Below are 2917 nucleotides of genomic sequence, written 5' to 3'. Positions count from 1 at the left end.
GCCTGCTGCGGGACGACGAGGCTGATCTGCTGCTGCAGCTCGGCGGCCGGCACATCCTTCAGCAGCGCCTTGGCCTTCGCGATCTGCGGCCCGCCGTCGGTCGTGTTGACCTGCTTGGCCAGCGCGTCCAGCGGGGTCTTGGCGAAGCCGAAGGACGCCGAGGCCATCTGCAGGCTGGTCGGCGTGCCCTCGCCGCCGTAGACGGTGGCGCCGATGCCCTTCCAGTCGATCGCCAGCTGCAGCGCCTTGCGGATGTCCGCGTTCTTGAGCGCGCCCTTCTGGTTGGCCACGACGAACTCGACCTCGAGCCCGGCCTTGCCCCGGTAGAGCGAACCGGTGCTCGTCTTGCTCAGCGTCGGGATGCCGGACACCGGCACGTTGTACGTGCCGTCGATCTCGCCGGACAGCAGGCCGGACGTGATCGCCGAGTCATCGGTGAGGAACGTGAACGTGATCTTCTTCACCTTGGGCTTGAGCGCCTTGTTCCAGTAGCCGTCGTAGGCGACCGCGGTGATCGACTGACCCTGGGTCCACCCGCCGAACTTGTAGGGGCCGGTGCACATGAGGCCTCCCGAAGGCGACCCGAAGTTCTTGCCGGCCTTCTCGGTGAAGTCCTTCTCGACGATGACGCCGGCGGTGGCGGACAGCTCGTCGTTGAACAGGTAGTCCGGCGCCTTCAGCTTGACCGTCACCTGCAGCGGGCCGGTCTTCGTGATGGAGGCGACGTTCGCGTACAGGTAGTTGTAGAAGCTGGTCGGGTCCTTCCAGTTCTTGTCGAGCGAGTACACGACGTCGTCGGCGGTGAGCGGGTGGCCGTCCCAGAAGGTGACCCCCGGGCGGATGTCGTACACCCACGTGAGCGGGTCCGGGTTGGAGTACGACTGCGCCAGGTTCGGCTTGATCTGGAAGTCCGGCGTCTGCGCGAGCAGGTTCTCGCACATGTTGGAGTTGATCATGTTCGGCGTGTAGTCGGCGGAGTGGTACGGGTCCACCGTCTGCGGTTCGCCTTCGAACACGTTCCAGGTGATGTGGTCCACGGTGCCGGCGGCCGCGGGAGTGGTGACCACCAGTCCCGTCGACGGGTTCGACGATCCCGCGTTCTTCGCCCCGGCGGAACATCCCGCCAGGGCCAGCGCGGCGGTGACGCCGACGGCGGTCACCGTCAGCGCGCGCTTGGTTGTGATGTGCATTCGGATGACTCCAGTTCAGTGGTGTGCGGTGAGGACGGATGCGGGATCCCAGCCGTCGCGCGGCACGCTGTCGCGCAGCTGGCGGGTGTACGGATGCTGCGGATCGTCGAGCAGGTCGGCGGTGAGCCCCTGCTCGACCACCTCGCCCCGTCGCATCACGATGGAGTGCTCGGTCACCTGGCGGATGACGGCGAGGTCGTGGCTGATGAACAAGTAGCTGACGCCCTGCGAATCGCGGATGTCGCTGAGCAGGTTCAGGATCTGCGCCTGCACCGAGACGTCCAGGGCCGAGACAGCCTCGTCGAGGATGAGCACCTCGGGCTCGGCGGCGAGCGCCCGGGCGATCGCGACGCGCTGCCGCTGACCGCCGGACAGGCTCTTGGGGAGGGCGTTCAGCTGCCGCTCGTCGAGGCCGACGAGCTCGCCGAGCTCGCGCACGCGCGCCTTGGTGGCATCCCGGCCCAGCCGGAAGTGCACGCCGATGACCTCGGCCAGGCAGTCGCCGATGCGCTGGCGGCGATCGAGCGACGTGTAGGGGTCCTGGAACACGATCTGGATATTGCGACCGCGCTCGCGGAGCGCTCGCACGCCGCGCGCGGGGTGGGTGCGGTCCTCGCCGCGGAAGCGGATGCTGCCCGAGGTGGGCGTCTCCAGCCCGATGATCATGCGCGCGGTCGTGGTCTTGCCCGATCCGGACTCGCCGACGATGCCCATGGCGCCGCCCTGCTCCAGGTCGAACGTGACTCCGGCCACGGCGGTGGCCTGGTTGCGGCCGTGCCCGAAGACCTTCGTCAGGTCCCGGACGCTCAACAGGGTGTCTGCGCTCATGACTGGGCCTCCTCGACGACCTCGACCACCTCGACGGGCTCGAACAGCTTTCCGCGCAGCTCGGGCATCCGCCGGCAGCGGCTGAGACCCTGCGGAACCCCGGTTCCCTGCGGCGCTCCCACGGTGATCGTCTCGATCGGGATGAGCGGTGGGGTCTGCTCCCGGCACGCGTCCTGCACGAACCGGCAGCGCGGCGCGAACGGGCAGCCGACGGGCGCCTCGTACGCGGTCGTCGGGTGGCCGGGGATGGCCGGCAGCCGGTCGACGCGGCGGTCGATCTCGGGCCGGGCCTGCATGAGCGCCGCCGTGTACGGATGCAGCGGGTCGTGCGCGAGCGACCGGGACGCCTGGTGCTCCAGCACCTGCCCCGCGTACAGCACCATGGTGTCGTCGCACACGGCCCCGGCGAGCTCCAGGTCGTGCGTGATGAACACCATCGCCAGGCCGTATTCGCTCTGCATGCGCCCGAGGATCGCCATGACCTCGGCCTGCGTGGTGACGTCCAGGGCCGTCGTCGGCTCGTCGGCGAGGATGAGCCGCGGCCGCACCGCCACCGCGGCGGCGATCATCACGCGCTGCAGCAGGCCACCCGACAGCTCATGCGGATACTGCCGCAGGCGGCGCTCCGGATCGCTGATGCCCACCTCGGCGAGCAGGTCGACGGCCCGCTTCATGGCCGCGTGCTTCGGCATCCTGTCGTTGGTGCGCAGAGCCTCGGTGAGGAAGTCCCCGACGCGACGCACCGGGTTGGTGTACGCGCGGGCATCCTGGAAGATCATCGCCACGTCCTCGGCACGGTAGGCGCGCAGCTGCTCGCCCTTGAGGGCGAACACCTCCTTGCCGTCGAACCGCACCGAGCCGGTGACGTGCGCGCCGTCCGGCAGCAGCCGGTCGAGCGT

At 69.1% G+C, this 2917-nt stretch carries 3 protein-coding genes; all 3 read right to left on the bottom strand.

Going from position 1 to position 2917, the window contains the following annotated elements; translation table 11 throughout:
- On the bottom strand, positions 1 to 1190 hold a 1190-nt coding region (locus VJR25_RS02020), incomplete at its 3' end, for an ABC transporter substrate-binding protein (protein WP_324111992.1).
- Positions 1191 to 1205: 15 nt separating this feature from the next.
- Entirely contained in the window at positions 1206 to 2018 is an 813-nt protein-coding gene (locus tag VJR25_RS02015; protein WP_324111990.1) for an ABC transporter ATP-binding protein, read from the bottom strand.
- The coding region (locus VJR25_RS02010) for an ABC transporter ATP-binding protein (protein WP_324111988.1) at positions 2015 to 2917 on the bottom strand (903 nt) is incomplete at its 5' end. The genes VJR25_RS02010 and VJR25_RS02015, both read right to left, overlap by 4 nt.

This window comes from Microbacterium sp. (genome assembly GCF_035277845.1).
Taxonomy (GTDB): domain Bacteria; phylum Actinomycetota; class Actinomycetes; order Actinomycetales; family Microbacteriaceae; genus Microbacterium.
This window is presented reverse-complemented; position numbering and strand designations above follow the sequence as displayed.